Genomic DNA, 26,022 nt, shown 5'->3' on the forward strand with positions numbered 1-26,022 from the left:
CAAAGTGTTTCGCGATGATCGTGCCAGAGCAGAATTTCTCTTTCAGCTCGGTTCTTTATTGGACGGCGGCTATCCGCTCGGGGAAGCCGCAGCGCTTTACGAACGATTCAGTCAAGGAAAGCAGAAAGAATGGCTGACAAACGCCGTTTCGCACTTAAATACGGGCGGGATGATGGCCGATTCGCTGCAGGAGGCAGGGTTTCCGAAAGAACTTGTCAGTTCGCTTCGATTTGCAGAAATGTACGGGGATTTGCAAAACGGTTTTTTGCGATCCGCTTCAATATTACGGAAAAGGGCTGAAATGAAAGAACAGATCAAATCCGTTTTACATTATCCGGCTTTTCTTCTCGTCGGGTTTATCGCCATTATCGGGGTTATGGTACAAGGTGTGATTCCCCGTTTTGATGTATTTTTTGATTCCATGGGACATCAGCTTCCTTGGATTACGCAATTTGTTTTAAAGGCTTTTCAGTTTACGTATGTCAGTCTGCTTGCTGGAATCGTTTTCTGCGTCTTGGCTGTCATATTCTCATTTCGGCGAAAAACAGCAGTTGAACAATGGAAAACATTATTAAAAATACCTTTCGCAAAAAACTATTTCCGCAGCTTTTTGACGTATTATTTTCTCGCTCAGCTTTCACCGCTGCTCATAAACGGTTTTTCCTTAAGAGACAGCATAAAAACCATTGAGGAGGAAGCTTTGCATGAACTTTACCGAAACGAAGGAGCAAGGATAACAGCCTCTTTAAGAGAAGGGGAGCCGTTTGCCGAAGCGATTGCTGCCGCTCCTTATTACGTCGATCAGTTAACGGAAATTGTCGAAATCGGAGAATCGAAAGGGCGTTTAGGTGAAGAATTAGAACGTTTTTCAGCGTATTTATTTTCACATATTTACAGCCAGACATACGAGCGGCTCCGTTGGTTTCAGCCTGTTTTTTTCGCGATCATCGGCGGGGTTGTGCTCATGCTGTTTTTATCAATGATGATGCCGGTATTTACAATGATTGACGGAATTTAAATCTGGAGGGATTGCAATGAAAATGACAAAAATGAAAAATGAAAAAGGTTTCACTTTAATCGAGATGATGGTTGTGCTTCTAATTATATCCATATTGCTTTTAGTAATGGTGCCTGCGATGGCGAAAAACCAAGAAGTAGCCGGGTCGAAAGGCTGCGAAGCAACGATAGAACTGTTAAACGCACAAGTGATGGCGTTTGAAGCGGACAGAGGGGAACGCCCGTCCTCGTTGGAAGAGCTGGAAACAGAAGGGTATGTCGACCGAATAACCTGCCCTGATGGTGATACTGAATTGACGTTAACCTCATCCGGGGTCGTTAAAGTTGAAGATTGAGGCCAACAGATGGGCGAAGAATTCGCGCGGGGTGAGTTTGATTGAAATGATGATTGTCATGCTCATTCTTTCCTCATTATTGCTAATTACTGTTCCTGTTGTATCCGCCTCAGCAGAAGAACGGGAATTCAATCAATTCGTCGAACAGCTCGAAAAAGACATGTATTATTACAAAATGCTTGCACGGACAGAAGGAAGAACGGTTCAGATGAGGTTTTCCGGACCGAAGCAAACTTACGGATTTTATTACGGGATTCAATTGATTGAAAGGCATACGATCCCCTCTAATGTTCACTTTCGGTCCGGAACGATTGCGATGAATGACATTTATTTTTATCCAACGGGAACCGTGCGCTCATCCGGAACAATTTTTATTGAACGGGATGACAAAAGGTATCGTTTGACATTTCAATTTCGAAGGGGGCGTTTTTATGTTGAACGGCTCTCTTAAAGACGAAGGGTATATTTTTGCCGAAGTGATGTTGGCCGTTGTCTTAGTGGCTGTCATGTCGATGACCTTATTTCCTGTTTATACTCATGTGCAGGCAGAACGGCTGTATGTGTCTGAACAGAGAGAGGCGATCCATTTATTGTATTCCTACACCGCTGCAGCGGCAGATAGCTCAAAGAAAGTACACGCAATTGATGGCGAGTTTAATGAGTATACAGTCACCGTTGAACCGAAGTACGTCTGTATAAAATGGGAAGGGGCGACCGAGCGTGAGGCGCAGCATTGTTTTCCGAAATAATGAACATCACACAAAAGGATTTACGCTCATCGAAACAATGTTTGCGTTATTATTGATGTTGATGTTTGCGGCCCTTTTTTTAACAACAGCCTATGTTTTTTTCTTTGCAGATCAACTCGGATCTCACCACGGTGAAGAAGAATTAGGTATTTTTATGACGGATATGAAAAGGTTGTTCGACCGTTCGGAAGATTACTGGGTAAGCGAGGACGGCAAGGTTTTACAAATAATTGAGCGGGATCGTGAGGAAATTACTTCGTTTGAACTGTATGAAGATAAAATCCGCCGCCGGGTGAGCGGGAGCGGACATGTCGTGTGGATGCAGTTTGTTGAAGATTTTCGTGTATATGAAGAACGCTCAGGCATAAGGTTTGAAATAACCCTAGAAGGAAAAATTTACCACCGTTCATTGATCCATCCTTCGCTATCTAAAGGATCGGGAGGTTCGGTATGAAGAATTGTTTTCGATTGAATGAACATGGTTTCTTCTTGTTTGTCACTATGCTGATGCTTATTGTGTTTTCTGCTGTTACGATTCATGCGCTGGCTGTGTTTGACCGTGAAAAGGGGTTTATAATTATGGAAATTCAGCATACTTACGCTGAACATTATTTTGACAACGGTTTAGATGCTGTCAAAAAAGCGATTCAAAACGATGAATCAACAAATTTTACGCTCATGTACGATCAAGGCGAAGTGAATATTATGACCGAGATGTCAGACGAGGACTACGATGTTATTATTGCTGCACAATATCAAACTTATGAGCGTGACCGTCGTTATTTATTTGATCAAAACGGCGAGCTGATTCGGCGCATCCGATGAGGTATTGTAAAAAAACGTTGCCGGTTAAATTTATTTGATGGTAAGATAAAAGTATTAACGACTAACTTCATATTTGCGAATGATAATAAGGGGAGAGAATGACAGATCAGGTCATCGCCGAAGGAGCAAACGCAGTGCGTGAATCTCTCAGGCAGCCAGACTCTTATTGGACGCACCTCTGGAAAGGGCTTAAATATCGGTCCACCGATGGGGAAACCGTGCCGGCAAATGCTTGCGCGGGTAAAACTCTCAGGTATAAAAGACAGAGACATGCTGATTTCCGGCATGTCTCTGTCTTTTTTTAATACCGTTTTGTACATACGTTCAAGCAGATTACTAATGGAGGTGAATGGTATTGGCGTTAAAACGCACCCCCTTGTTTACTGAATATAAAAAGTCAGGCGCAAAAACAGTGGATTTCGGCGGATGGGAACTGCCGGTTTCATTTGGAGGAATTAAACAAGAACATGCTGCTGTCAGGGAAAGAGCCGGGATTTTTGACGTATCGCATATGGGCGAAGTCATCGTTTACGGTCCAGGAACAATAGAATTTTTGCAGTATATCATGACAAATGATACAGCAAAATCGAAAGACGGCAAATGCCAGTATACGGCAATGTGTTATGAGCATGGCGGAACAGTTGATGATCTCGTCTGGTACAGACTGAATGAAGAAAAAGCGCTCTTAATTGTGAATGCTGCAAATGAGGAAAAAGATGTTAACTGGTTAAGCGAGCAAAGCCGAGACTTTTCCGGCGTGAAGGTCGAGAACGTCTCACAAGACTATGCACAATTAGCTTTTCAAGGTCCTAAAGCTGAAACAGTTTTACAGCGGCTGACAGAAGAATCTTTGGCTGCTATTACATTCTTTTCGTTTAAAGAGTCAGTGACCATTGCCGGGACAGACGTCTTAATTTCAAGGACGGGGTATACGGGCGAAGACGGATTTGAGCTTTATCTCGCACCGGAAAATGCACCGGCATTGTGGGAGGCGATTCTTGCAGAGGGAGAGGCTGAAGGTGTTGAGCCTTGCGGCCTCGGCGCGCGTGATACGCTCAGGTTTGAGGCTAACTTGGCTCTTTACGGACAGGAGTTAACAGAAGAGATTACGCCGATCGAGGCAGGGTTGGGTTTTGCCGTGAAAACAAATGTCGACGCGCCTTTTATCGGGAAAGAAGTATTAAAAAGACAAAAAGCCGAGGGGCCGCCCCGAAAACTTGCAGGAATCGAAATGATCGATAAAGGCATACCAAGAAACGGGTACAATGTGTTGGCAAAAGGCCGTTTGATCGGACAAATAACGTCCGGGACTCATTCGCCGACATTGCAAAAAAATCTCGGGCTTGCTTTGCTGGAACCGGAATATTGCGAACCCGGCAACAAGCTTCAAGTTGATATTCGCAACCGCCAGCTTGACGCAGTTGTGATTGAACGGCCGTTTTATAAACGGGGCAATTGACAAACATGAGAAAGGGGCAAAACCGATGTCATCTTTTCGTTATTTACCTATGACTGATGAGGATCAAGTAAACATGCTGAAAACGATCGGAGTCAGCAGTCTAGGAGAATTATTCGCCGACATACCGGCAAGCGTCCGTTATCAAGGTGATCTGCCGATTGAAGAAGCGTTGGATGAGACATCGCTTCTGAAGGAAATGTCAAGACTGGAGAAGAAAAATGTTCATACAAAAGACTATCCGTCTTTTTTAGGGGCAGGAGTTTATGAGCATTACATTCCTTCGGTTGTCAATCATATGCTGCTGCGCTCTGAATTTTATACAGCATATACACCTTATCAGCCGGAGATTTCGCAAGGCGAATTGCAGGGAATTTTCGAATTTCAATCAATGATTTGTGAGCTGACAGGGATGGAAGTAGCCAATTCGTCAATGTACGACGGTCCGACTGCTTTAGCAGAAGCGGCGATGATGGCTGCAGGTCATACCAAAAAAACAAAAATACTAGTTTCAGAGGCAGTTCATCCGGAAGCGCGGGAAGTTTTAGCTACCAATGCTAGAGCGCAGCGCCTGGAATTGGTTGAAATTCCGTTAAAAGACGGGATGACTGATATCGATAAACTTCGTTCTTCGCTGGACGAGAACGTTGGCAGCGTGCTTATTCAGTACCCGAATTTTTTCGGCCAAGTGGAAGATTTGCAATCGATCGAGGAAATTGTTCATAACGAAAAAGCGATGTTCGTTGTATCATCGAACCCGATGAGCTTAGGTGTCCTGCAGGCGCCGGGACATTTGGGGGCAGACGTCGTCGTAGGGGATGCGCAGCCGTTTGGCATTCCGTCGCAGCTGGGCGGACCTCATTGCGGTTATTTTGCCGTTAATAAAAAATTAATGCGTAAAGTCCCCGGCCGGCTGGTAGGCGAAACCGAAGATCGTCACGGGCAAAGAGGATTTGTCTTAACTTTGCAGGCGCGCGAACAGCATATTCGCCGTGAAAAGGCTACGAGCAATATTTGTTCCAATCAGGCGCTGAATGCATTGGCAGTCTCGATTTCGATGAGTTTATTGGGGAAACAAGGATTCCGGGAGCTTTCCGAGCAAAATATTCAAAAAGCGCATTATGCGAAAAGGAAATTAAAAGAAAATGGTGTGCCGGTAGTTTACGAGACGCCGTTCTTTAATGAATTTGTTATTCAGCTGACAAAGCCTGTAAAAGAAGTTAATGAGTCTTTATTGGCAGAAGGAATGATCGGAGGATTAGACCTTGGACGTTTTTACCGCGGAAGAGAAGATCAAATGTTAGCAGCTGTGACCGAACTGCGTACTAAAGAGGAAATCGATCGATTTACAACGGTTTTAGGGGGATTAATATGACACAATCAAATCAGCCGCTAATATTTGAATTGAGTAAATCGGGTCGGACAGGCTGCAGTTTGCCGGATTTGGATATCGAAACACAGCCGCTTGATGATCTGCTTCCCCGGTCATATCAGCGAAAAGAACCTGCGGAATTGCCGGAAGTTTCTGAGCTTCAGGCAGTGCGTCATTTTACGGCGCTCTCGCAGCGTAATCACGGCGTCGATACAGGGTTTTATCCGCTCGGTTCTTGTACGATGAAATACAACCCGAAAGTACATGAGGATATTGCCCGGTTCAAAGGTTTCGCACATATCCATCCTTATCAGGATTCTGCAACGATTCAAGGTGCATTGGAAGTGATGTACCGGCTGCAGATTTCGTTGGCTGAGATTACTGGAATGGCCGAAGTTACCCTGCAGCCTGCAGCAGGAGCGCACGGAGAATGGACCGGTTTAATGCTGATCCGCGCTTTTCATGAAGCGAATCAGGATTACAAGCGAAACAAAGTGATCGTTCCGGACTCGGCGCATGGAACGAATCCTGCTTCGGCTGTCGTCGCAGGCTTTGAAGCGGTTACCGTTCGAACGAATGATCGGGGGCTGGTTGACTTAGATCATCTTAAAGAATTGACTGGCGAAGATACAGCGGCTTTGATGCTTACAAACCCAAACACGCTCGGTTTGTTTGAAGAAGAAATCGTTGAAATGGCCGAAATTATTCACGAAGCGGGCGGAAAATTGTATTATGACGGGGCAAATTCGAATGCGATTCTCGGAATTGCCCGTCCCGGTGATATGGGATTTGATGTGGTTCATCTTAATTTACACAAAACATTTACAACGCCTCACGGCGGCGGCGGCCCGGGTTCCGGTCCGGTCGGTGTCAAACAAGACCTCGTTCCGTACTTGCCGGCACCGCAAATCATTAAACAAGCGGACCGTTATGTGTTTCACTACGATATTCCCGAGTCAATCGGCCGGGTGAAGCCGTACTACGGAAATTTTGGCATCAATGTCCGGGCGTATGCTTATATTCGAACGATGGGTCCTGCCGGTCTTCGTAAAGTTTCAGAGTTTGCGGTGCTAAATGCGAATTATATGCTCCGCCGGTTAGAACCGTATTTTGATGTGCCGTACTCGCAACATTGCAAACATGAATTTGTTTTGTCCGGAAAGCGGCAGAAAAAGCAAGGTGTGCGCACATTGGATATGGCGAAGCGACTTTTGGATTTCGGCTACCACCCGCCGACGATTTATTTTCCGATTAACGTCGAGGAAACGATGATGATAGAACCGACGGAAACGGAAGCGAAAGAAGTTCTCGATGAGTTTTGCGATGCGATGATTCAAATTGCCGAAGAAGCGGAAGATCATCCTGAGATTGTTCAGGAAGCCCCGCATCATACCGTGATCGACCGGCTTGATGAAACGAAAGCAGCCAGACAACCGGTTTTAAGATACGAAAAACAATAAGAAAAACAGCCGGCCTCATCAGGCCGGCTGTTTTGTTTTGTGATTATTTTTTAATCTTGCCCGTCCATTTTTTAAACCCGCCCTGCAGGCTGGCTAAGTCTTGAACACCGCGTTTTTTGCGGAGGATCTTTGCTGCCTGGGCCGTTCTTGATCCGTTTTGACAGTACATATAAACCGGCATATCCGGTCGAATTTCTTCTGCTCTTCGTTTTAATTGCGACAAAGGAATATTTCTGGCGCCAAGAATGTGTCCGGTTTTAAATTCTTTTTCTTCCCGGATGTCAATCAGCTGCGCCTTACGGTAATTTTGTTTAAATTCCTCTTCGCTTAGGGTTTTTAAATATTTCGGTTTCTTCGTACGAAGAATGAGAAAAGCAATTAATATTAAGGTTAAACCAACGAAAATCCACAGATCCACTTTACCCCTCCTTTTCTAAATCGTTCATTTATCGGCTCCATTAGATATAATATCGGTTTGTTACCGAATACGCAATATTTTCAAAATGATTCATCACAGCTATATATTTTCTTTCGCTTTTTTTGTCTTTTAAAAGATGGTATGATTTTAATTTCTGCTGTCCAAGCTGTGTGATTATCACTCGTCACCTGACACATTTTACAAATAAATGCAATTACTGAAATTCGTTAAAAAATGCAATTAAACGCCCGGATATCAGCCAAATGCTTTTTTGAGCTGCTTTGCGCTGTTTTTTAACAGTTGACAAATCAGCTGAAAAAAGAGTCGTAATTCGATATATAGTATATGAAGTCTTCATCAAAACACAATATATTGATTGATGAATGGTGTCTCGTTGTGATATAGTGAAACAAGTCATCGAGGACTGCACAGAGTCTTTACGATATATTTAGACAAAGGAGAGAGGCTTGTGACTACATTTATGTCTGAGCGCAAAATTAACACGGAACAGTTAAACAAAGATATTGCGAAATTCCCGCAAGTGTTTCCGATTACTCCTGACATGGAACGAATGCAAAGCGGTGTTTCCCGTCTTGTAATGCTGGACCGTTACACCTTTAAGGATACGGAAAAGCTGACACTGAAAGAAGGAGATTTTGTAGTCTTAACAGTCAAAGCCGATCCAAAGTTTCCGGCTCGGGGGTTTGGATTTGTTTCCTCAATTGATTGGAACAGCGGTGAAGCTGTCATTGCAGTAGACGATGAATTTCACCATGTGCTTGAAGAGGCAGACGAAAAAGAAACTGGTACGGTTAAACGGCCGTTGGAAACGATTGATAAGCCTTTAGAAATCTATTATGAACAAATCGCGAAACGTAATGCGAAAGGCCTTTCCGAAGTTGAAACGGATGAGGAACAGCGCCAAAGCTCCTTTGAATCTTTTTACCATGAATTGGTGAACATGAATTTTGTTCCTGCAGGGCGGGTCTTGTACGGAGCCGGTGCGGAGACGGATGTCACGTATTTTAATTGTTATGTCATGCCGTTTGTTGCAGATTCCCGCGAGGGTATTTCTGAACACCGGAAGCAGGTAATGGAGATTATGAGCCGCGGCGGCGGTGTCGGTACGAATGGTTCTACCTTGCGCCCGAGAAACACCCTGGCGCGCGGTGTGAACGGAAAATCATCAGGATCTGTCTCTTGGCTCGATGACATTGCGAAATTGACTCATTTAGTTGAACAAGGCGGTTCTCGCCGCGGAGCGCAGATGATTATGCTGTCTGACTGGCATCCGGATATTCTCGAATTCATTATTTCAAAAATGCAAAATCCGCGTATTTTACGTTATTTGCTGGAAAATACCGAAGATGAGCAAATTCGTATGCTGGTTTCAGAAAAACTGCGGTTTAAACCGCTCACAGAAGTAGAAGAAGCGATGTATCAAAGCATTGTGAATTATAAAGCAATTGAAGGGCAAGGCGGCTTTGATCCTAAAGTCATTCGCCAAGCTGAAGATACGCTGCGCACCGGCGGAACTTATGAAGTGAATAACCCTGAGTTTTTAACAGGGGCAAATATTTCTGTCTGCATTACAAAAGAATTCATGGACGCCGTTGAACGTGATGAAGATTATGAGCTTCGTTTTCCGGATGTCGAAAGTTACACACCGGCTGAGATGGAAGCATACAACCGCGAGTGGCACGAGTACGGCGACGTCCGTGAATGGGAAGCGCTCGGTTTTGCTACGCGAACTTACCGGACGATTAAAGCAAAAGAATTATGGAACTTGATCAACATTTGTGCAACTTACTCTGCTGAGCCGGGGATTTTCTTTATTGATAATGCCAATGAAATGACGAACGCAAGCGCGTACGGCCAAAAAGTTGTAGCGACTAATCCATGTGGCGAGCAGCCGCTCGCGCCTTATTCGGTCTGCAACCTTGCTGCTGTGAACTTGGCCGAGATGGCTGATACAACGAATAAAAAAGTTGATTTCGCCAAACTGAAACAGACGGTCGCAACCGGTGTCCGTATGCAAGATAATGTCATTGACGCGACCCCGTACTTTTTAGATGAAAATACGAAACAGGCGAAAGGCGAACGCCGGGTTGGTCTCGGTGTGATGGGTCTTCACGATCTGCTTATTTATACGGAAACGGTTTACGGATCAGAAGAAGGCAATCAGCTTGTGGACGACATTTTCGAAGCGATCGCGACAACCGCGTATCGAACGTCGGTGGAACTCGCCCGGGAAAAAGGAAGTTTTCCATATTTAACAGGTGATAATGATCAAGAGACTGAATATCTCCGGGAGAAGTTTACGAATACAGGCTATATGAAAAAGATGCCGGAAGATATCCTTGAAGGTGTGAAAAAATACGGTATTCGCAATTCGCATTTATTGACGGTTGCGCCTACCGGTTCAACAGGAACGATGGTCGGCGTATCAACGGGCCTTGAACCGTATTTTTCCTTTTCCTATTTCCGAAGCGGACGGCTTGGTAAATTTATCGAGGTGAAAGCACAAATTTTACAGGATTATTTAAACGAACATCCTGACACAGACCCGGACGACTTGCCGGAGTGGTTTATTTCGAGCATGGATTTATCGCCGGAAGCGCACGCGGATGTTCAATGTGTGATCCAAAAATGGGTCGACAGTTCATTGAGCAAAACAGTCAACGCTCCTAAAGGTTATACGGTTGAGCAAGTCCAGAATTTATACGAGCGGCTTTACCGCGGAGGAGCTAAAGGCGGAACCGTTTATGTAGACGGCAGCCGTGACAGTCAGGTGCTGACTCTGAAAGCTGAAGAGAACGACGAATATACAGTCGACTTGACCGGCGGTGAAGAACGCGATGAAGAGAACAGGCCGGTTGTGCTTGTTGATACGATTGCAGACTTGCGTTCGACCTCTGTCACTTACGGCAGCGAAGTCGGCAACACTTGTCCGGTTTGCCGTCAAGGCACCGTAGAAGACATCGGCGGATGCAACACGTGTACGAACTGCAGTGCTCAATTGAAATGCGGGCTGTAATTGCTTTGTTAAAACCTCCAGCTGGCCTGACGGCTGCTGGAGGTTTTATTCGTTTGATATAGTGTGAAACTCTGAAATGTAGTATAATACAAAGTGCAAATGAAGCTGTTTAATTGTTTTGGAGGGAAGCTCATGCCGACACCGAGTATGGAAGATTATTTAGAGCGAATATACATATTGATAGAAGACAAAGGCTACGCAAGAGTATCGGATATTGCTGATGCACTTCAGGTGCATCCTTCTTCAGTAACGAAAATGGTGCAAAAACTCGATTCAAATGAATATCTTGTATACGAAAAATACCGCGGGCTTGTATTGACCGGGAAAGGGAAAAAAATCGGCAAACGCCTCGTGTACCGTCACGAGTTATTGGAGTCGTTCATGCGAATCATCGGTGTAGATGAATCGGGAATTTACGAGGATGTAGAAGGGATTGAACATCATTTAAGCTGGGATGCGATTGACCGGATCGGCGATGTCGTGCAGTATTTTGAAGAGAACCCGTCACGGATTGAAGAATTGCGCGACGTACAGCGCAAAAATGAACTGGATCAGTAAGTAAAGGGCCGTGCTGTCTGAGACAGCACGGCCCTTTACTGTTAAAAAACACGCTCTTCAGCGCCTTCTTTACTGAAGAAACCTAATGAGACTAACAAGAGCGGAACGATAAATGTGATCCATAGTCCGGTTAACAAACCGAAGGAAAAATTCAAAAACGGTGAGTTGAAGAGTCCGAGTGTGTAGAGAAGATAGCCGGAAATAATTCCGAATGAACCGATCACCATCGCTTGCACTCTGTTTCGTAAAAGGGTGCCCTCATAGATCATTCGGACTTTCAGCTGTTCATATGCAGCCCCTACGCCTGTTCCAAACAGCACCCCGGCTAAATAAAGAAACGGCGTTTGCGGATAAACGAGCACAGCAATAAACATCGGCAAAACAGCGGCGAATAAAAACAAAAACGGTTCAGGCATCGCGCCCATCCAATCTTGACTGCGGTAGTAGCTGTAACTGATAAATCCGCCGATTAAAATTCCTCCAACGATCGACAGGGCAGGTATTTGATGAAGCAGTAAATATATAAAGCTCATAGCCGTAATCGGAACCAACAATACAAGGACGGTCATCCGTTTCTTTGCCAGCGGAATAAGAAATGCCGTAAGCGTCATTGTTGCTTGAATATGCGGATGAGTAATCGGCACAGGCATATCTTCTGTATATAAGTAAGGAAAATAGAGCGTAATAATAAAACTTACAGATAAGGACAACACAGTTAAATAAAGAATCATAAAGCCCGTCCGTTTATGCCGCAGCCAAAAAATACCGCCGGCAATGAGCAAAAAAAAGACAAAAAGCCATTCAGACCATAGCGCTAAAGATAAAAAGGGGCTGGCTGTTTCCTGCATATTGGTACACCTCCGGTTAGTAAGACGTCAGGTTGAAAACTTCAGCAGGGAAAAAAGAAAAGCCAAGCATCAAGAATTAGCTCGGCTTTTTTTCTTGTTCTTTTTTCCTTCAATAACTGTTAACTGCACTTCCGGAGAACGTTTGACTAACGGTTTGGCGGCAGGCTTCTTTTTTTCTGATTGTTTTGGTTTTTTTACAGCGGCAACCGGTTTTTTCTTCGGTGCCGTGCCGGTGTTTGCTTGGGCTTTATGCTGCGTGGCTTTGGCAGCAGCTTTGTATTGTTTGGGCACGCCGCCTCCTTGTCTGTTCATTAAACGCGGCATGATGAATGTGCGAAAAAGCAAAATTAAAACTGTAATGACACCGATGGTAACAAAAAGCGATGTGAAAAATGCGCCCGGACTCGTGAACAGCTGAACGCCTATTCCGAGAAATGCAAGACTTAAAAGGATGATGAGAAGCGGACTGCGGAAAATGCGGGAGACCATTTTATTCACCTCCGGAAAACGTTATAAAATTCATGCAGTTTGGCAGATCAGAACAACTGTTTATATATCTTATTTTACACGATTTCGCCAAATTCCTCTACATATACCAAGTATCATAAAGTATATTCCCGGTTGCTGATTGTTTCACACATCTTTTTCGCCGGCAGGTAAAATGCCCCGCCCTGGCTGTTCATCCCTGCACGGCTGTGTTAAAATACAGGACGTACATACGCAGCGTTTACGAATACAGGAGGGGAAGCGATGAGCCGTTTAGCGCAACTGCAAAAACAATTAGCTGATCAAGAAATGGATGGCTTGTTAATTACCAACCCGTATAATCGGCGGTATTTAACAGGTTTTACTGGAACAGCCGGAGCAGCTGTTGTTTCAAGCGAGAAAGCTTTTTTGATCACCGATTTCCGTTATGTCGAGCAAGCAGAAAAGGAGACCGGTGATTTCACCGTGATTGAACATTCCGGCCCGATACATGATACGGTCGCCAAGGTTATCAGTGAAGCAGGCCTCGAGAAAATCGGATTTGAATCGACGGATTTAACTTACAGCCAATATACAACTTATCAAAAGGCGCTATCTGCGGAAATGATTCCCGCAGAGGGGCTCGTTGAAGCCATGAGAGCTGTTAAAAGCAAAGAAGAAATTTCGCTCATACAAGAAGCTGTTGATATCGCCGATGAGGCATTTGATCATATTTTGTCTTATATCAAACCGGGTGTTAAGGAAATCGATGTCGCAAATGAACTGGAATTTTTCATGCGGAAAAAAGGAGCTGTCTCATCGTCGTTTGATATTATTGTTGCATCCGGTTACCGTTCCGCTCTGCCGCACGGCGTCGCCAGCGATAAACGAATTGAAGAAGGCGAATTAGTCACGCTCGATTTTGGCGCTTATTATAAAGGTTACTGTTCTGATATGACGAGGACGGTCGCTGTCGGCGAAGTAAATGACGAACTTAAAGACATTTACGCGACGGTACTCGAGGCGCAAAAACGCGCAGTTGCACAAATCCGTGCAGGAATGACCGGAAAAGAGGCCGATCAAATCGCCCGGAGTTACATTACTGAACGAGGGTTTGGCAGTTATTTCGGTCACGGAACCGGGCACGGCATGGGCATGGAAGTGCACGAATCTCCGCGCCTTTCTAAAATGAGTGAAACCGTTCTTAAGCCTGGAATGGTTGTCACTGTTGAACCGGGCATTTATATTGCAGGCAAAGGCGGAACAAGAATCGAAGATGACATCGTTATAACTGAAAACGGAAATGATGTTATGACAAAGTCTTCGAAAGAACTTATGCAAGCAGGCAATAACTAAATTACCTAGGAGGATGTTTAATGGTTTCAGTCAACGATTTAAAAACAGGATTAACTGTCGAAGTGGACAATGATATTTGGCAAGTGATTGAATTTCAGCACGTAAAACCGGGGAAAGGGTCCGCGTTTGTCCGCACCAAATTGCGCAGTATGCGAAGCGGCAACATTCAGGAAAAAACTTTTCGGGCCGGGGAAAAAATCAATAAAGCTCATTTAGAAAATAATAAAATGCAGTACCTATACTCGAGTGCAGACGTGCACACGTTTATGGATATGACATCTTATGAGCAGCTCGAACTTACAACGGACCAAATTAAGGAGCAATTAAATTATTTAAAGGAAAACATGGAGGTCCAAGTGTTGAGTTACGGTAACGAGATACTCGGCGTGGATGTGCCGAATACGGTACAATTAACTGTGACAGAGACGGAACCGGGTGTAAAAGGTGACACAGCGTCCGGAGGCACGAAACCTGCGACGGTTGAAACAGGTCTGACTGTTCAAGTGCCGTTTTTTGTTAATGAAGGCGATGTACTGGTGATTGATACACGCGAAGGGAAATATGTTTCAAGAGCATAGAAAAGAGGAAACACACTTGTAACAGCAGGGACGTTACGAGTGTGTTTTTTTATTTTAACCGAAAGGGAGGATCGTTATGGAAAAAACGCAAATCACAGTTACAGATGAAATAACAGCAAATTATCAAAAATTTTCCGAATATGTTGTATGTGTGGAAGTGATGAAAAACGGAGAATCGATGGGATCTTTCTGCTCAGATGCGCAAACTTTTGACGAGTGGGATGAAGAGGAAATCATCGATATGATTAAACTGCATGTTACGCAAATGCAAAAAGGTTCCACAATAAATGAACAGGAAACGCTGACGCTGAAAAACGGCTGGAAAATTAAATATCATCAGCATTGGGATGATTTTTACTGTGTCGATATTTTTGATGGCCTTAAAGATGTCGGATCGTTTTGTGCTGATCGCGGTTCATTCGAAGAATGGATGGAGGATGAAGATCAACTGCTTCGCGTCATCCAAGATCAGCTGAATTTAAGCTCGTAGCCGAAGCGAGATTGTATTCTCCCCATGAATTTTTCGGGAACAAATGATATAATACGGTCTTGCACCCCTCGGACTTAGTGTCAGGGGGGAAACGATTGACTTAAGGGAGAGATTGCAATCATGGAATGGTCTGATCTGACAGAAGGCGCAAAAGCAGTACTGGAACAAACCCGTAATATCCGTAATGATAAAATTCAAATTGTTGAGTTTGAAATCGGTTATGAGCAAGATGAAGAATCGGCCGGTGAAGGTGTCCCCGTATCGATCCAAGAAGAGGACTACCAAAGCTTAAAGACATACACCCAAGAAAATGAATACGGCGAACAGTATCATATGGCCCGGAATAAAAATATCGTTAAGATTATTCTGCTCGATAAAGGGAAAATTCCGGATAACCTTTCTGAATATCCTGTTTTTCGCGAATATAAAACACCGATTGAACATGAACAAGCCTACGTTTCTGATGAGAATGCCGAAGAAGAGTAATAAAAACCGCTTTGCCGGGCCGCCGGCAGGCGGTTTTATATTATTTACATACTTTAAAGATGAAAAATTGGCGCGATCTTGCGAAAAAAAGGTTTTCAAGTATGCAGTTTTACGGTAGCATACCTTTTAGGACTACATCTTAAGACATATTAACAGCCTTTAACAGCAAGGTTTAAAAGCTGATAAAAAGGCAAATCAATAAAAATAAAAACGGAGTGTGAGTTATGTTGAAAATTCAGGAGATTCGCGAGCTGATTAAATTGATTGATGAGTCTTCAATCGATGAATTTACATTTGAACAAAACGGCTCGAAAGTTTCTATGTCTAAAAATAATCAACCGACGGTCCAAGCCGTTAATCAGAGCGGCGCAACACCTGTTGCGGTGCCGCCTGCGCCAGAGCCGGCACCGCAGCCGCCTGCGCCGGCAAATGCGGAAAACCAAGCAGCTGATCCGGCCGGAGCAAGCGGCACTGCTGCAGCGTCAGCAGCCGATGCCGACCTTGTTGCGATCACCTCGCCGATGGTAGGGACGTTCTACGAATCGCCGTCGCCGGATGCTGAACCTTATGTCAAAAAAGGCGATCCAATTCAAAAGGACTCCGTCGTCTGCATTGTCGAAGCAATGAAACTGATGAATGAAATCGAAGCCGAAGTAAACGGCGAGATTGTTGATATTTTGGTTGAAAACGGCCAATTAGTTGAATACGGTCAAGAAATGTTTACAGTGAAACGGAAGTAGGGGATTTCATAATGATGAAAAGAGTACTTATTGCGAATCGCGGTGAAATAGCTGTTCGGGTCATCCGCGCATGCAAGGAATTAGGCATTGAAACGGTCGCGGTATTTTCCGAAGCCGATCATGATGCACTGCACGTTCAATTGGCGGACGAGGCATATTGCATCGGCCCGGTTTCATCGGCAGACAGTTACTTGAATAAGGCGAATATCATGAGTTTAGCCACCCAAACGGGTGTTGACGGTATACATCCCGGCTACGGCTTTTTAGCCGAGAATGCGGATTTTGCAGAAATGTGCGAACAATGCAATATTACGTTCATAGGCCCGAGCGCTTGGGCGATCAGTCAAATGGGCACGAAAGATGTCGCCCGGACGACGATGGAGAAAGCCGGCGTTCCGGTCGTCCCCGGCTCAGACGGCATTATCATTGATGAAGAAGACGGCGTGAAAATTGCTGAGGACATCGGCTATCCGGTTATTATTAAAGCGACTGCCGGAGGAGGCGGTAAAGGGATTCGCGTTGCGCGGGATGAAGAGGAGCTGCGCAAAGGCATTTCCGTTACCCAAAAAGAAGCGAAAGCGAACTTCGGCAATCCGGGACTTTACTTAGAGAAGTATATTGAGGATTTCCGTCACGTCGAAATTCAAGTTCTCGGTGATTCCTACGGCAATGCGATTCATTTAGGAGAAAGAGACTGCACCGTCCAGCGCCGGCTGCAAAAGTTAGTTGAAGAATCACCATCTCCTGCGCTGACGCCGGAAATACGAGCGAAAATGGGCGAGGCGTCCGTACAAGCAGCTAAGGCGGTCGATTACCAAGGGGCCGGAACAATCGAATATATATTTGATCATACGACAAATGAATTTTACTTCATGGAAATGAACACACGTATTCAAGTTGAGCACCCGGTTACAGAAATGGTTACCGGGGTCGACTTAATTAAAGAACAGCTGTTAGTTGCTTCCGGGGAGAAGCTCACTTATACTCAAGATGAGATAACCTTTCAAGGCTGGTCGATGGAATGCCGCATCAATGCGGAAAATCCCGAGAAAGACTTCATGCCGTCACCAGGACGAATTCCGATGTATTTGCCTCCGGGAGGATTCGGCGTGCGTGTGGACAGCGCGATGTATCCCGGGTACATGATCACACCTTACTACGATTCGATGATTGCCAAATTAATTACATTCGGCCGTACGCGTGATGAAGCGATCGCAAAGATGAAGCGCGCACTCGACGAATTTATGATTGAAGGTGTTGATACAACGATTTCGTTTCACCGGCATTTAATGGATCATGAAGTCTTTGCCGGCGGCGATTTCAACACGAATTTTCTCGATGAACACAAAGTTATTCCAGCGTCCCATCAATAGACGAAAGGAAGGATTAAAATGACGGAAAATCACCTCATTCAAATCGCACAAAATAAAGAACAGCTCGGTGATGTGGAAATCTCTCCGGAAGTAATTGAAGTCATTGCCGGCATAGCTGCGACAGAGATTGAAGGAGTGGCTTCTTTACGCGGCAATTTTGCTTCCGGTGTGGCTGAAAGGCTTGGCCGAAAAGCATCACACGGGAAAGGTGTGAAAGTGGAATTTACCGAAGAAGGCGTAACTCTCGAATTGTTTGTCGATACGAATTACGGCGTATCGATTCCTGAAGTATGCAAAAAAATGCAGGAAAATGTTTTTCAAACGCTAAAAAATATGACGGCGATTAACGTTTTATCCGTCGATGTTCACGTTGTCGGCGTTCAATTTGAGTCGGCAAAACCGGAGCATGAAGGCAGTCAAAAAAAAGAAGCACAATAAACAAAAAGATCAGGCAGTGCCGCCGGAGAAACCGGGCGGCACTGTTTTCTGTTCTATTCAGTGATGGAAAGTTATGCTATCATCTATAGTGATGTTACTCCCGTAGGAACGGGCGGAAAAAAGGAGAATGACAATGAATCGAAGACACGCAAGAATAAAAGCTGTACAGGCTTTATATCAAATAGAAATGACCGGAGCAGATATAAATGATGCATTAAACTTTGTGCTTGAAGAAGATGAAGTGTCTGATCCGTTTTTGGAAACGTTAATTACCGGAACGCTGGATCATTTAGCTGAAATCGATCCGCTGATTGAAAATTCAATGGATCACTGGGCGCTTTCGCGTCTGTCAAAAGTAGATCATGCCGTTATGCGGATGGCGCTTTATGAAATGATCAAACTTGATGATGTTCCAGTCAGTGTGAGCATTAACGAAGCGATTGAGCTTGCCCGCGGGTTTTCCGGCGATCCGGAATCCGGGAAGTTTGTCAACGGCGTTTTGTCACATGCAGCGGAATCGTTTTAATGTATATCTTGAAGATGCGGTATCATTATTTTTCTGGAGGAATGTGACCTATGAGTGCAACAATTATCTCGGGAAAAGAATTGGCGAAAGAAAAAAGGCTTGCGATGAAAAGCGAAGTCGATGAGTTGCAGGGAAAAGGTGTTCAGCCCGGCTTAGCTGTTATTTTAGTCGGGGAAGACCCAGCTTCGCAGTCTTACGTGCGCGCAAAGAAAAAAGCGTGCGAAGAAACAGGAATCTATTCACGGTTGGACGAACTTCCGACATCGATCTCAGAGCAGGAGCTTTTACATAAAATTGCCGAACTGAACCAAGACAAAGCGATCGACGGGATCCTTGTGCAATTGCCGCTTCCAACACATATTTCGGAGAAAAAAGTGATTGAAACGATTGATCCGGACAAAGATGTCGACGGATTTCACCCGATTAATATCGGACGGATGATGACAGGACAAGATACGTTTTTACCGTGCACACCGTATGGAATTATCGAAATGATCAAATCGAAAAACATATCGATTGAAGGAAAGCATGCTGTTGTGATCGGCAGAAGCAATATCGTCGGCAAACCGGTCGGCCAGCTTCTGTTAAACGAAAATGCGACGGTAACTTATTGCCATTCCCGAACTGAAAATATGCAAGAATTTATCCAATCGGCAGACATCGTAGTAGCGGCTGTCGGTAAACAGCGCTTTATTCACGGTGACGATATAAAAGCCGGCGCGGTTGTGATCGATGTCGGTGTCAACCGAAATGAAGAAGGGAAACTGATCGGCGACGTCGATTTTGATTCAGCTGTTCAAAAAGCGTCTTACATAACACCGGTTCCCGGCGGTGTAGGACCGATGACAATTACAATGCTGTTGAAAAACACTATCCAGTCTGCTGAAAAACGCACTTAACATAAGGAGTGCCTGCAATGACCCCTGATTTTTGGACAGTATCACAACTGAATTATAAGGTTAAATATTTATTGGATACGGAGACATCTTTACAAAACGTCTGGCTCCGGGCCGAAATTTCAAATTTTAAACACCACAGCCGCGGTCACATGTATTTTACATTAAAGGACGGAAAAGCCCGTGTCTCTTCCGTCATGTTCGCCGGTAATAACCGCTACATGAAATTCCGTCCAGAAGACGGGATGAATGTTCTCGTCCGCGGCAGTGTATCCGTCTATGAGCCTTACGGTCAGTACCAGCTGTACGTGAAAGAAATGCAGCCGGACGGGATCGGCAACCTTTATTTAGCTTATGAAAAATTGAAAGAGAAACTCGAAAAGAAAGGGTATTTTCTAGAAGAACATAAAAAGGCGATTCCGAAAATGCCCGCTTCGATTGCTGTTATCACTTCACCGACAGGAGCGGCAGTCCGCGACATTATTACAACGCTGACGAGAAGGTATCCGCTCGCAAAAGTGACGCTTCTTCCGGTCGCTGTTCAAGGTGAAGCCGCGGTTTCATCAATTGCCAATGCGATTCATCAAGCGAACAGCGCCGGCCGCTTCGATGTCATTATTACAGGGCGCGGCGGGGGCTCTTTAGAGGAGCTGTGGGCATTTAACGAAGAAGCTGTCGCCGATGCGATCTATACTTCTTCTGTGCCGGTTATTTCTGCTGTCGGTCATGAATCGGACGTAACGATCAGTGATTTTGTCGCAGATTTGCGTGCACCGACACCCACCGCAGCAGCGGAGCTTGCCGTGCCGAGCAAAGAAGAATTGACACAGTTCTTATATGACCGGACCGAAAGGTTAAAAAGGGCAATGACATCTCAGTTGGAAACAGGAAAAGAGCGATTGAATACCCTTTCTTCTGCTTATGCATTCAGGTATCCAAAGCAGCTCATTGAGCAAAAAGAGCAGGATTTAGACCGGTTGTATGAAACGCTCGTGCGGGAGGTCAAACGGACAGTATCAGCAGAAAACGAGCGGCTGCTTCAGTTCGACAAGCGTTTGCAGCAGCTTCATCCGGCTGCAAAAATTCAAGAAGAGCGTGACCGTTTAATTCGAAATCAAGAAAATTTGCAGCGCCAAATCAACGATCATCTTAAAGAAAAAAAACACCTGCTTGCGATGCAAATGTCGAAGCTTGATCTTTTAAGTCCGCTTAAATTAATGGAGCGCGGTTACAGTCTTGTTTACAATGACAATAACGAGCTGGTTAAATCAACCAGTGCAGCGCCCGATAATTCAAATATCCGGATTGAAGTGCAAGACGGCCAGCTTTATTGCCGTGTTTATCAACGCGAATCAGCGAATCGACTCGGTTTAAGGAGTGACAACGATGACAGATGAAGAAAATCGCACATTTGAGCAATCATTAAAAGAATTAGAGGCAGTTGTTAAAAAGCTTGAACAAGGTGATGTGCCTCTTGAAGAAGCGATCACGATGTTTCAAGAAGGCATGAAACGCTCAAAAGAATGTCACGAGCGTCTGCAGCATGTTGAAAAACAAATGGCGGAAGTATTGTCAGAAGACGGTGAACTGTCGAATTTTAACACAGATGAGGTTGAATCATGACAAACGATCCTGCAGGTGTACAGCAATTTCTATCCGAACAAAAAAAAGCGCTTGATCAGCTGCTTTTGGAATATGCACGCGGGACCGCTGCGCCTTCCACCGTTCAAGAAAGCATGGTTTATTCACTTAATGCCGGCGGCAAGCGGATAAGACCGATCTTGTTGCTGGCTGTTCTGAAAGGCTATGGGATCCCCTTGCAAAAGGGGTATCGGACAGCAGCAGCGATCGAAATGATTCATACGTATTCGCTGATCCATGATGACTTGCCGGCAATGGATAATGATGACTTACGCCGCGGCAAGCCGACGAATCACAAAGTGTTTGGCGAAGCAGCGGCGATTTTGGCCGGCGATGCTCTTTTGACAGCAAGCTTTCAGCTGCTGACAGATAATCAAGACTTATTGCCGGAGCAAAAAATGTCAACTGTCGAACTCATCGCGCGAGCCGCCGGCCCGTCCGGGATGATCTATGGACAATTGCTTGATATGGAAAGCGAAGGAAAAAGCTTAACTATCGATGAATTAGAATGGATTCACCACCGAAAGACCGGCGATTTGCTCAGTGTTGCATTAGAAAGCGGTGCGGTGATTGCAAATGCTGAACAAAAAGACAAAGAAGCGCTGAGTATTTTCGGGAAACATTTGGGTCTTGCTTTTCAAATTAAGGATGATCTCTTGGATGTTGAAGGCGATGAAGCTGAACTCGGAAAACCGGTCGGAAGTGATGAAATGAATGAAAAAAGCACGTATCCGCAAATACTCGGAGTCAAAGCAGCTCAGGATAAATTACATTTTCACCTTCAGGAAGCTAAACGCTGCCTGGCACAATTATCGATGGAGCCGGAACTGCTCAAAGGGCTGACTGACTACATCGGTTACCGCAAATCATAAGCGTAACGACCGGGCTGGATAATTGTTAATGCATTAGAAGTCATGATATACTTATAATGATGAGTGGTGCAGTATTCTAGTCGGTTCTTCACTCTCGAAAGCGGGCCTAAAAATCCGCTAAAGGGCACATCGATGAAGTTTCTAGTTCTGGCTTGAGGCGCCCAGCCTTGGGTCATTACTGGGAGTAAAGGTCGTAGGGCGATCTACAATGGCATGTAGGCGTGAACCCTGCACCGTGGAGGCCCTTGCATGCTGTGAGCTGACCGGCAAGCGGTGTGCAAGGGTATGAACCTGTTTTGCAAGTTGTGGGAGACTTGTGAGCAGCGTAGCCTGCCTTGAGTGGAGTATGAGGGGATTATTTTCGGTTTTCCCGGAAGTATGAAATCATCTCTGCAAAAGAGGATAGAGAGTGGCCGGAACTGCCGAAGAAAATTCCTAGACTGTTTGTAAAACAGGCAAAAGGGATTATAGTGCGTTCTAAGTGGTAATCCAGTCCGGCGAATGGCGACATCGCCGAGGCGGGGGTAAAGGGAAACCGCCGGTGCGGCGACGCATCGGTCTCCGCCTGGGAAAACCAACTGGACCTAAGGCGCAGTCTTTACCTTCTGTCTGACCACTCATCAGAGCGAAAGTGCCTTTTAAAAGGCACTTTTTCATTTAGGAAATATTTTTTTAAAACATATAGAATTTTTACATAGAAAGACGTTGATGAATATGTTGAAATCGTTAAAAAAATCATTAAACTACAGCATGCTGATCGCTCTTGTGACATTGTTTTTAGCAGCTGCTTTTTCAGTTATATCAACGATGATGCTCAGCGGTGTGCATTGGGGCATCGGTATGATTATCGTTTTCCTGATCGTTTTTCTCGGGGTGTTTTCAGATACGGTCGGTGTCGCAGCAGCAGCGGCGAGAGAAAAACCCTTTCACGCCATGGCGGCAGAACGGCTCCCGGGAGCGAAGCAGGCGGTTCAAATCACGAGGAATGCTGATCGTTTCGCGAACTTTACCAATGATGTAATCGGCGACATCGCCGGGGTTATCAGCGGTACAGCCAGCGCGTATGTCGTCTTGCATATGGCGATGCAGCTCGGCTATGATGAGGGATCGACTGTCCAATTCGCCCTGTCGGTTCTCTTTACGAGTGTCGTTGCGGCGTTAACTGTAGGCGGCAAGTCGGTGGGAAAAACGCTGGCGATGCAATATTCCACGGAAATCATCTTTCATGTGGGTAGATTATTTTATTTTTTAGAGGTAAAATTGAGGGTAACCATTTTCAAGGACAAAAAGCAGAAAAAAGCTAAGACTACAAAGAGAAAGTGAGGGTTTTTCTTGGACTTGCTCAACATCAATGATCCGTCATTTCTGAAAGATTGCAGCAACCATGATCTGGAAGACCTTGCAGGCGATATCCGCCGATTTTTGATAGAAAATTTATCTGAGACAGGCGGGCACCTCGGGCCGAATTTAGGTGTTGTTGAACTGACGCTTGTATTGCATCAGCTGTACGACAGTCCGAAAGATAAATTTCTTTGGGATGTCGGTCATCAGGCGTATGTTCATAAAATATTAACCGGAAGAGCGGAAAAATTTGATACGCTACGAAAATATCAAGGTCTCTGCGGTTTTCCGAAGAGAAATGAAAGTATTCACGATGTTTGGGAAACCGGTCACAGTTCGACTTCCTTATCCGGAGCGATGGGAATGGCTTTAGCCCGCGATTTAAAAGGCGGAGATGAATCGGTATTACCGATTATCGGCGACGGTGCTTTGACCGGCGGGATGGCTTTGGAAGCGCTCAACCATATCGGCCATGAACAGACGGATTTAACGGTCATTTTAAACGATAACGAAATGTCTATTGCTCCAAACGTCGGGGCGATGCACAGCATGCTGGGCCGTATGAGAACTGCCGGCAAATATCAGCGCGCTAAAGATGATTTAGAAATGCTGATCAAAAAAATCCCGGCTTTTGGAGGACGCTTGGCTGCTACGGCAGAGCGGGTCAAAGACAGTATGAAATATTTGCTTGTGTCCGGAATGTTTTTTGAAGAGCTCGGTTTTACGTACTTGGGACCTGTAGACGGGCACGATTTAGACGATTTAAAAACAAACATTTCTTATGCTAAAAAGACAAAAGGTCCGGTCATTGTTCATGTTGTGACAAAAAAAGGTAAGGGATATGCTCCTGCTGAGAATGATGATAAAGGTACGTGGCACGGTTTAGGGCCTTATAAAATTGAATCGGGCGAAGTTGTTAAGAAACCTGGTCCGCCGAGTTACAGCGGTGTATTTGCTGAAACGTTAAAAACGATCGCCCGCAGCGACGACCGTTTGGTTGCCGTAACCCCGGCTATGCCCGGCGGGAGCGGCCTCGATAAATTCGCGCAAGAATTTCCGGACAGAATGTATGATGTCGGCATTGCTGAGCAGCATGCAACAACGATGTCTGCAGGACTGGCAACTCAAGGGATGAAACCTGTATTTGCGGTCTATTCGACATTTTTACAGCGCGGTTATGACCAAGTGATTCACGACGTCTGCCGGCAAAATTTGAATGTATTTTTTGCCATTGACCGGGCCGGCCTTGTCGGTGCAGACGGCGAGACGCACCAAGGTGTTTTTGATATTACCTATTTGCGCGCGTTGCCGAACATGACAATTATGCAGCCAAAAGATGAAAATGAAATGCAGCATTTATTGTACACAGCTTATAAGCACGACAACGGCCCGATCGCGATCCGTTATCCGCGCGGCGGCGGTACAGGAGCAGAGATGGACCAAGAACTTAAAACCCTTCCGATCGGGAAATGGGAGACGTTAAAAGACGGGAAAGATATAACGCTGTTGGCTTTTGGCACAATGATTCCAGTAGCTGAACAAGCGGCTGATTTGCTTCAAGAGCAAGGAATTTCTGCTGAAGTTGTTAACGCCCGGTCAATCAAACCGCTTGACGGGGAAAAACTAAAAGAAATTGCTGCATCGAAACGTTTCGTGTTAACGATCGAGGAACACGCTTTGCTGGGCGGTTTCGGCAGTGCAGTCTTAGAATATTATCATGAACAGGGGCTTCACGGTGTCCATGTTGATCGGATGGGAATTCCTGATCGTTACATTGAGCACGGCGGCGTGGGAGATTTGCTTCAAGAAATCGATCTGACTCCTGAAGGTATTGTTGAGCGAGTGAAATATGAAATTCCAGAAAAACAACGCGAGGCATAAGTTATGAAAAAAGAACGGATTGACACACTGCTTGTATTAAAAGGGCTTTTTGAATCAAGAGAAAAAGCGAAACGTTCAATTATGGCAGGCTTAATCTTGGCAGACGGCGAACGGATTGATAAACCCGGGACGAAAGTTTCGGAAGAGGCATTATTGAGCGTAAAAGGTGAAGAGATCCCCTACGTTGGACGTGGGGGATTTAAACTGGCGGAAGCTTATGAACAATTTAATTTTTTGCTCCGTGATAAGATCATGCTCGATATCGGCGCTTCAACCGGCGGTTTTACCGATGTCGCGCTCCAAAACGGAGCAGCTAAAGTGTATGCGCTCGATGTCGGTTACAATCAGTTGGCTTGGAAGCTGCGTCAAGACGAGCGGGTAATTGTCATGGAGCGAACGAACTTCCGGTACTGTACAAAGGAAGATTTTACAGAGGGAATGCCCGATCTTGCAACAATTGATGTCTCGTTTATTTCGCTCAAACTTCTGCTTCCTGTTTTATACAAAATATTATCAGCTGAGGGAGACGTTATCGCTCTTATCAAACCGCAATTCGAAGCAGGCAAAGAAGAAGTCGGCAAAAACGGAATCGTGCGTCTTCCGTCTGTTCATGAAAAAGTGCTTGAGGAGACGATCAGATTCAGCGAAAGCGCTGGTTTTACGGTTTTAGGTTTAACAGATTCACCAATCAGAGGCTCAGGAGGAAATATTGAATTTTTGGTTCATTTACGCAAAAATAACGACCGATCCTCGATGTTTCCGGCAGAAAAAATTGCAGCATGCGTTCATGATGCCCATGAAAAAACAGTCCAGTGACATGAATTTATGCTCTTTTATGAATAATTATTCGCTCCTGATTGTATA

General features: G+C 45.1%; 29 protein-coding genes and 2 riboswitches. Of the genes, 26 read left to right on the forward strand and 3 right to left on the reverse strand.

The features are described 5' to 3' along the window. The first annotated feature begins 4 nt into the window (after positions 1–4). From comGB to gcvPB, 9 genes are all read left to right on the forward strand, one after another. The gene (comGB, locus tag EDD67_RS04460) at positions 5–1,018 is read left to right on the forward strand and encodes a competence type IV pilus assembly protein ComGB (RefSeq protein WP_242005937.1); all 1,014 of its coding nucleotides are present in this window, start codon (positions 5–7) and stop codon (positions 1,016–1,018) included. Between the two features lie 16 nt (positions 1,019–1,034). Beyond that, positions 1,035–1,352, forward strand: a complete 318-nt coding sequence (comGC, locus tag EDD67_RS04465) for a competence type IV pilus major pilin ComGC (RefSeq protein WP_121438942.1) — start codon at positions 1,035–1,037, stop codon at positions 1,350–1,352. Continuing rightward, a complete protein-coding gene (gene comGD / locus EDD67_RS04470) occupies positions 1,342–1,803 on the forward strand; it encodes a competence type IV pilus minor pilin ComGD (RefSeq protein ID WP_121438941.1) in 462 nt (153 codons plus the stop codon). The genes comGC and comGD overlap by 11 nt, the downstream gene beginning before the upstream one ends. Next, on the forward strand, positions 1,784–2,101 hold the full coding sequence (locus tag EDD67_RS04475) for a hypothetical protein (RefSeq protein ID WP_121438940.1): 318 nt from the start codon (positions 1,784–1,786) through the stop codon (positions 2,099–2,101). The genes comGD and EDD67_RS04475 overlap by 20 nt, the downstream gene beginning before the upstream one ends. Then, the gene (locus EDD67_RS04480) at positions 2,073–2,555 is read left to right on the forward strand and encodes a ComGF family competence protein (protein WP_121438939.1); all 483 of its coding nucleotides are present in this window, start codon (positions 2,073–2,075) and stop codon (positions 2,553–2,555) included. The genes EDD67_RS04475 and EDD67_RS04480 overlap by 29 nt, the downstream gene beginning before the upstream one ends. Then, positions 2,552–2,926 (forward strand): hypothetical protein, encoded by a 375-nt coding sequence (locus EDD67_RS04485; protein ID WP_121438938.1) that lies wholly within the window; start codon positions 2,552–2,554, stop codon positions 2,924–2,926. Before EDD67_RS04480 ends, EDD67_RS04485 begins: the two co-directional genes overlap by 4 nt. Positions 2,927–3,005: 79 nt before the next feature. Further along, positions 3,006–3,099: riboswitch (glycine riboswitch) on the forward strand. 3 nt (positions 3,100–3,102) lie between these two features. Next, positions 3,103–3,194: riboswitch (glycine riboswitch) on the forward strand. Positions 3,195–3,275: 81 nt separating this feature from the next. Next, a complete protein-coding gene (gene gcvT / locus EDD67_RS04490; protein ID WP_121438937.1) occupies positions 3,276–4,385 on the forward strand; it encodes a glycine cleavage system aminomethyltransferase GcvT in 1,110 nt (369 codons plus the stop codon). Positions 4,386–4,410: 25 nt separating this feature from the next. Then, a complete protein-coding gene (gene gcvPA / locus EDD67_RS04495; protein WP_242005921.1) occupies positions 4,411–5,757 on the forward strand; it encodes an aminomethyl-transferring glycine dehydrogenase subunit GcvPA in 1,347 nt (448 codons plus the stop codon). Next, positions 5,754–7,214 carry an aminomethyl-transferring glycine dehydrogenase subunit GcvPB gene (gcvPB, locus tag EDD67_RS04500; protein ID WP_121438936.1) on the forward strand — a complete coding sequence of 487 codons (1,461 nt, stop codon included), beginning with the start codon at positions 5,754–5,756 and terminating at the stop codon, positions 7,212–7,214. The genes gcvPA and gcvPB overlap by 4 nt, the downstream gene beginning before the upstream one ends. A gap of 43 nt (positions 7,215–7,257) precedes the next feature. Here gcvPB and EDD67_RS04505 read toward each other — a convergent pair whose 3' ends face one another. Beyond that, positions 7,258–7,632, reverse strand: coding sequence for a rhodanese-like domain-containing protein (locus tag EDD67_RS04505; RefSeq protein ID WP_121438935.1), 375 nt, complete (start codon positions 7,630–7,632; stop codon positions 7,258–7,260). 481 nt (positions 7,633–8,113) lie between these two features. Here EDD67_RS04505 and EDD67_RS04510 point away from each other — a divergent pair, with 481 nt between their 5' ends. Both EDD67_RS04510 and mntR read left to right on the forward strand, forming a co-directional pair. Next, positions 8,114–10,669, forward strand: a complete 2,556-nt coding sequence (locus EDD67_RS04510; RefSeq protein WP_121439170.1) for a vitamin B12-dependent ribonucleotide reductase — start codon at positions 8,114–8,116, stop codon at positions 10,667–10,669. A 132-nt stretch (positions 10,670–10,801) separates the two neighbouring features. Continuing rightward, a complete protein-coding gene (gene mntR, locus EDD67_RS04515; RefSeq protein WP_121438934.1) occupies positions 10,802–11,227 on the forward strand; it encodes a transcriptional regulator MntR in 426 nt (141 codons plus the stop codon). 41 nt (positions 11,228–11,268) lie between these two features. Here the strand turns inward: mntR and EDD67_RS04520 are convergent, their stop codons facing one another. Both EDD67_RS04520 and EDD67_RS04525 read right to left on the reverse strand, forming a co-directional pair. Continuing rightward, entirely contained in the window at positions 11,269–12,075 is an 807-nt protein-coding gene (locus EDD67_RS04520) for a hypothetical protein (protein ID WP_121438933.1), read from the reverse strand. A 69-nt stretch (positions 12,076–12,144) separates the two neighbouring features. Continuing rightward, a complete protein-coding gene (locus EDD67_RS04525) occupies positions 12,145–12,564 on the reverse strand; it encodes an SA1362 family protein (protein WP_093071666.1) in 420 nt (139 codons plus the stop codon). Between the two features lie 261 nt (positions 12,565–12,825). On the opposite strand from EDD67_RS04525, the gene EDD67_RS04530 reads away from it, so the two are divergent. The 15 genes from EDD67_RS04530 to EDD67_RS04600 all read left to right on the forward strand — a co-directional run bounded on the left by EDD67_RS04530 (position 12,826) and on the right by EDD67_RS04600 (position 25,974). Next, a complete protein-coding gene (locus EDD67_RS04530) occupies positions 12,826–13,896 on the forward strand; it encodes a M24 family metallopeptidase (RefSeq protein ID WP_121438932.1) in 1,071 nt (356 codons plus the stop codon). A gap of 20 nt (positions 13,897–13,916) precedes the next feature. Beyond that, complete coding sequence (efp, locus tag EDD67_RS04535; protein WP_121438931.1) at positions 13,917–14,474, forward strand: elongation factor P; 558 nt, start codon at positions 13,917–13,919, stop codon at positions 14,472–14,474. Positions 14,475–14,550: 76 nt separating this feature from the next. After that, entirely contained in the window at positions 14,551–14,964 is a 414-nt protein-coding gene (locus EDD67_RS04540) for a hypothetical protein (protein ID WP_121438930.1), read from the forward strand. A 120-nt stretch (positions 14,965–15,084) separates the two neighbouring features. Then, positions 15,085–15,450: a hypothetical protein gene (locus EDD67_RS04545; RefSeq protein ID WP_093071662.1), complete on the forward strand. Its 366-nt coding sequence runs from the start codon at positions 15,085–15,087 to the stop codon at positions 15,448–15,450. Positions 15,451–15,674: 224 nt separating this feature from the next. Next, positions 15,675–16,190: an acetyl-CoA carboxylase biotin carboxyl carrier protein gene (accB, locus tag EDD67_RS04550; protein ID WP_121438929.1), complete on the forward strand. Its 516-nt coding sequence runs from the start codon at positions 15,675–15,677 to the stop codon at positions 16,188–16,190. A gap of 11 nt (positions 16,191–16,201) precedes the next feature. Beyond that, positions 16,202–17,563 (forward strand): acetyl-CoA carboxylase biotin carboxylase subunit, encoded by a 1,362-nt coding sequence (gene accC, locus EDD67_RS04555; RefSeq protein WP_121438928.1) that lies wholly within the window; start codon positions 16,202–16,204, stop codon positions 17,561–17,563. A gap of 18 nt (positions 17,564–17,581) precedes the next feature. Then, positions 17,582–18,001, forward strand: a complete 420-nt coding sequence (locus EDD67_RS04560; RefSeq protein WP_093071659.1) for an Asp23/Gls24 family envelope stress response protein — start codon at positions 17,582–17,584, stop codon at positions 17,999–18,001. Between the two features lie 133 nt (positions 18,002–18,134). Beyond that, the gene (gene nusB, locus EDD67_RS04565; protein ID WP_121438927.1) at positions 18,135–18,527 is read left to right on the forward strand and encodes a transcription antitermination factor NusB; all 393 of its coding nucleotides are present in this window, start codon (positions 18,135–18,137) and stop codon (positions 18,525–18,527) included. 50 nt (positions 18,528–18,577) lie between these two features. After that, a complete protein-coding gene (folD, locus tag EDD67_RS04570) occupies positions 18,578–19,426 on the forward strand; it encodes a bifunctional methylenetetrahydrofolate dehydrogenase/methenyltetrahydrofolate cyclohydrolase FolD (protein WP_121438926.1) in 849 nt (282 codons plus the stop codon). Between the two features lie 17 nt (positions 19,427–19,443). Next, the gene (gene xseA / locus EDD67_RS04575) at positions 19,444–20,820 is read left to right on the forward strand and encodes an exodeoxyribonuclease VII large subunit (RefSeq protein ID WP_121438925.1); all 1,377 of its coding nucleotides are present in this window, start codon (positions 19,444–19,446) and stop codon (positions 20,818–20,820) included. Continuing rightward, positions 20,810–21,046, forward strand: a complete 237-nt coding sequence (locus tag EDD67_RS04580; protein ID WP_093071655.1) for an exodeoxyribonuclease VII small subunit — start codon at positions 20,810–20,812, stop codon at positions 21,044–21,046. The genes xseA and EDD67_RS04580 overlap by 11 nt, the downstream gene beginning before the upstream one ends. Continuing rightward, positions 21,043–21,936: a polyprenyl synthetase family protein gene (locus tag EDD67_RS04585; RefSeq protein ID WP_121438924.1), complete on the forward strand. Its 894-nt coding sequence runs from the start codon at positions 21,043–21,045 to the stop codon at positions 21,934–21,936. Before EDD67_RS04580 ends, EDD67_RS04585 begins: the two co-directional genes overlap by 4 nt. A gap of 714 nt (positions 21,937–22,650) precedes the next feature. Continuing rightward, the gene (locus EDD67_RS04590) at positions 22,651–23,259 is read left to right on the forward strand and encodes a CNNM metal transporter family protein (RefSeq protein ID WP_121438923.1); all 609 of its coding nucleotides are present in this window, start codon (positions 22,651–22,653) and stop codon (positions 23,257–23,259) included. A gap of 9 nt (positions 23,260–23,268) precedes the next feature. Beyond that, positions 23,269–25,158 (forward strand): 1-deoxy-D-xylulose-5-phosphate synthase, encoded by a 1,890-nt coding sequence (gene dxs / locus EDD67_RS04595; RefSeq protein WP_121438922.1) that lies wholly within the window; start codon positions 23,269–23,271, stop codon positions 25,156–25,158. A gap of 3 nt (positions 25,159–25,161) precedes the next feature. Continuing rightward, complete coding sequence (locus tag EDD67_RS04600; protein WP_121438921.1) at positions 25,162–25,974, forward strand: TlyA family RNA methyltransferase; 813 nt, start codon at positions 25,162–25,164, stop codon at positions 25,972–25,974. Positions 25,975–26,022 lie beyond the last annotated feature (48 nt).

This window comes from Salisediminibacterium halotolerans (assembly GCF_003814815.1).
In the GTDB taxonomy this organism is placed as follows: domain Bacteria; phylum Bacillota; class Bacilli; order Bacillales; family Salisediminibacteriaceae; genus Salisediminibacterium; species Salisediminibacterium halotolerans.

Excerpts from the sequence above, each read along its gene's own strand:
- gcvT (WP_121438937.1), top strand. The coding sequence starts at position 3,276 with ATGGTATTGGCGTTAAAACGCACCCCCTTGTTTACTGAATATAAAAAG.
- EDD67_RS04580 (WP_093071655.1), top strand. The coding sequence starts at position 20,810 with ATGACAGATGAAGAAAATCGCACATTTGAGCAATCATTAAAAGAATTA.
- EDD67_RS04600 (WP_121438921.1), top strand. The coding sequence starts at position 25,162 with ATGAAAAAAGAACGGATTGACACACTGCTTGTATTAAAAGGGCTTTTT.
- nusB (WP_121438927.1), top strand. The coding sequence starts at position 18,135 with ATGAATCGAAGACACGCAAGAATAAAAGCTGTACAGGCTTTATATCAA.
- accB (WP_121438929.1), top strand. The coding sequence starts at position 15,675 with ATGTTGAAAATTCAGGAGATTCGCGAGCTGATTAAATTGATTGATGAG.
- EDD67_RS04540 (WP_121438930.1), top strand. The coding sequence starts at position 14,551 with ATGGAAAAAACGCAAATCACAGTTACAGATGAAATAACAGCAAATTAT.
- EDD67_RS04590 (WP_121438923.1), top strand. The coding sequence starts at position 22,651 with ATGTTGAAATCGTTAAAAAAATCATTAAACTACAGCATGCTGATCGCT.
- EDD67_RS04585 (WP_121438924.1), top strand. The coding sequence starts at position 21,043 with ATGACAAACGATCCTGCAGGTGTACAGCAATTTCTATCCGAACAAAAA.
- EDD67_RS04520 (WP_121438933.1), bottom strand. The coding sequence starts at position 12,075 with ATGCAGGAAACAGCCAGCCCCTTTTTATCTTTAGCGCTATGGTCTGAA.
- gcvPB (WP_121438936.1), top strand. The coding sequence starts at position 5,754 with ATGACACAATCAAATCAGCCGCTAATATTTGAATTGAGTAAATCGGGT.
- mntR (WP_121438934.1), top strand. The coding sequence starts at position 10,802 with ATGCCGACACCGAGTATGGAAGATTATTTAGAGCGAATATACATATTG.
- comGC (WP_121438942.1), top strand. The coding sequence starts at position 1,035 with ATGAAAATGACAAAAATGAAAAATGAAAAAGGTTTCACTTTAATCGAG.
- xseA (WP_121438925.1), top strand. The coding sequence starts at position 19,444 with ATGACCCCTGATTTTTGGACAGTATCACAACTGAATTATAAGGTTAAA.
- EDD67_RS04475 (WP_121438940.1), top strand. The coding sequence starts at position 1,784 with ATGTTGAACGGCTCTCTTAAAGACGAAGGGTATATTTTTGCCGAAGTG.
- folD (WP_121438926.1), top strand. The coding sequence starts at position 18,578 with ATGAGTGCAACAATTATCTCGGGAAAAGAATTGGCGAAAGAAAAAAGG.
- EDD67_RS04560 (WP_093071659.1), top strand. The coding sequence starts at position 17,582 with ATGACGGAAAATCACCTCATTCAAATCGCACAAAATAAAGAACAGCTC.
- EDD67_RS04545 (WP_093071662.1), top strand. The coding sequence starts at position 15,085 with ATGGAATGGTCTGATCTGACAGAAGGCGCAAAAGCAGTACTGGAACAA.
- EDD67_RS04530 (WP_121438932.1), top strand. The coding sequence starts at position 12,826 with ATGAGCCGTTTAGCGCAACTGCAAAAACAATTAGCTGATCAAGAAATG.
- EDD67_RS04525 (WP_093071666.1), bottom strand. The coding sequence starts at position 12,564 with ATGGTCTCCCGCATTTTCCGCAGTCCGCTTCTCATCATCCTTTTAAGT.
- EDD67_RS04485 (WP_121438938.1), top strand. The coding sequence starts at position 2,552 with ATGAAGAATTGTTTTCGATTGAATGAACATGGTTTCTTCTTGTTTGTC.
- efp (WP_121438931.1), top strand. The coding sequence starts at position 13,917 with ATGGTTTCAGTCAACGATTTAAAAACAGGATTAACTGTCGAAGTGGAC.
- gcvPA (WP_242005921.1), top strand. The coding sequence starts at position 4,411 with ATGTCATCTTTTCGTTATTTACCTATGACTGATGAGGATCAAGTAAAC.
- accC (WP_121438928.1), top strand. The coding sequence starts at position 16,202 with ATGATGAAAAGAGTACTTATTGCGAATCGCGGTGAAATAGCTGTTCGG.
- EDD67_RS04510 (WP_121439170.1), top strand. The coding sequence starts at position 8,114 with ATGTCTGAGCGCAAAATTAACACGGAACAGTTAAACAAAGATATTGCG.